This window comes from uncultured Anaerococcus sp., from assembly GCF_937934665.1.
In the GTDB taxonomy this organism is placed as follows: Bacteria; Bacillota; Clostridia; order Tissierellales; family Peptoniphilaceae; genus Anaerococcus.
The window spans coordinates 1-2,153 of sequence record NZ_CALGYW010000113.1; the positions used below are offsets into that span (position 1 = coordinate 1).

At 34.4% G+C, this 2,153-nt stretch carries 2 protein-coding genes; both read right to left on the bottom strand.

What is annotated here, in order from left to right; translation table 11 throughout:
- Positions 1-423 (bottom strand): HTH domain-containing protein (locus Q0410_RS06100; RefSeq protein WP_299034342.1); only part of this gene is annotated, 423 nt, incomplete at its 3' end.
- Positions 424-446: 23 nt separating this feature from the next.
- On the bottom strand, positions 447-1,871 hold the full coding sequence (locus tag Q0410_RS06105; protein ID WP_299034344.1) for a PTS mannitol transporter subunit IICB: 1,425 nt from the start codon (positions 1,869-1,871) through the stop codon (positions 447-449).
- Positions 1,872-2,153: the final 282 nt, after the last annotated feature.

A 2,153-nucleotide genomic window follows, 5' to 3' on the forward strand; every position in this document is an offset into this window, starting at 1 on the left:
AACTGATAGCCGTTTTTCTATAATAGCTAGGTCATCTGTTAGAGTTTTCTCAGAAATATTTAAATATAAAGTAAAAACATAATATTTTATAGGACTTTTGCTGGTAAGTAGTCTTGAAAGAATGAAATTCACTCTCTCAACCCTCTCATACTGCTTTGAAGAATCTACCATTTCTAAAAGCTCATAAAGGTATTTTACAGATTCCTTACTTTCATTAAGCTTAAGCCCCTGGCCTGGCTTCTTTATTAAAGAGAAGTCATTTTCATATAAGAAGTCTTCTATCAAAGATAAGTCTCTTTGAACAGTTCTAGTTGATACACCAATATTTTTAGCTATATCATTTACTGTTATAAATTCATCAGCCTTATCTCCAATTATGTTAATGATATTTTTTTGTCTTTGAGATAGGTTATATGATTTCAATGACTCCTCCACTCTCTAAAATTTTATTTTATAAACCTTTCGATTAAATTATTGATATTTGGATCTGCTAAGAAGTTTTTGATTGGAATTATTTCATATCCCTTTGTTTTATCAACTCTTTCTACTAGGTTTTCGTTTGTGACAATTATGTCTGCGTCTTCTGGAATATCAGAAACTGAAGCGTGAGTTACTTCTATATCATATGGTGAATCTTTGATTGCATTTCTAAATCTTGATGCACCCATAGCTGAAGATCCCATTCCTGCATCACAGGCAAATACTACTTTTTTAACATCTTTAGCTTCTTTAACTGTGCTCGCTTGGTTAGAATCTACTTTTACTTCTACCTTTTCTTCACCCTTTGATTCAGCCTTACTAGATGCTAGATCCGCCTTGGCTTTTTCAAAGTCTGTTGAATTTCCTCTAGCAAAGGCTCTTTTTACAAAGATAGATGCTATGAAGAATGATACTACTGTTGCGATTAGTACTGAAATCATAATTTTTATATGGTCTCCAGGTGCTGCCATAGACATGATTGCTATAATTGATCCAGGAGATGCTGCTGATCTTAGACCAGTATTTAATAATACATTTGTTAATACTCCTGCAAAACCACCAGCTATTACAGCTAAAAGTAGGTATGGGTTCATTAGGACATATGGGAAGTAAATCTCGTGGATACCTCCGAAGAAGTGAATTATCATTGCGCCTGCTGATGAATCCTTTGAGTCACCTTTGCCAAAGAAAAAGTAGGCTAGAAGTATACCTAGACCTGGTCCTGGGTTAGCTTCTATTAGGTACATTATAGATTTACCCATTTCTGATACTTGGTTAGCACCGATTGGAGTAAAAATACCGTGGTTGATAGCGTTATTTAAGAATAATATTTTACCCGGTTCAACAAAGATTGATACTAATGGAAGTAATTTTTTGCTAATTAAGAAATCAACTCCGCCTTCTACAATAGCAGTGAGGGCTGCTAGAAGTGGTCCAATTCCATAATAGCCAAGGATTGCAAGAAGCATTCCTATAATACCTACTGAGAAGTTGTTTACTAGCATTTCAAATCCTGATGGGATTTTATTATCAACTGCCTTGTCAAACTTTTTAATAACCCATCCTGCAAAAGGTCCCATAATCATAGCACCCATTAGCATTGGTATATCAGCACCAGCTATAACACCAGCTGTAGCTATAGCACCAATTACGGCACCTCTTTCACCTCCAACTAGCTTACCACCTGAATAAGCAATAAGAGTTGGCAAGAGATATTTTAATAAAACATCTACCATGGCGGAAAGGTTTTCATTTGGAAAATAACCATCAGGTATGAAAAGAGCTGTGATAAAGCCCCAAGCAATAAACATACCAATATTTGGCATTACCATAGCGCTTAGAAATCTTCCAAAACGCTGCACATTATTTTTTACATTAGTTTTTTTGTCCATAATTTCCTCCTTAAAAAATCATGACATATAATCTTCTTAATCTTATTATATGCTTAATATATAGCCTTTTGCAAGCCTTAGAAAGCGTAATTTTGTCAGTATCGATGGTGACAGGATGTAAGAAAGAGTTTTTACTTGTCATTATTAAATAAAAAAACCTTCTACCATTTTGATGTTAAAAGGCTTTTTTATCTACTTACTATTTAATTTATTTTAAAACCTTCACTTGGTGCATTCTTGGTGCATCCATAGGAAGACTAGCATCTGATCGCCAGTGGCCAT

What these genes read in the sequence shown, in the direction of transcription:
- Q0410_RS06105 (WP_299034344.1), bottom strand. Translation starts at nt 1,871, where the DNA reads ATGGACAAAAAAACTAATGTAAAAAATAATGTGCAGCGTTTTGGAAGA.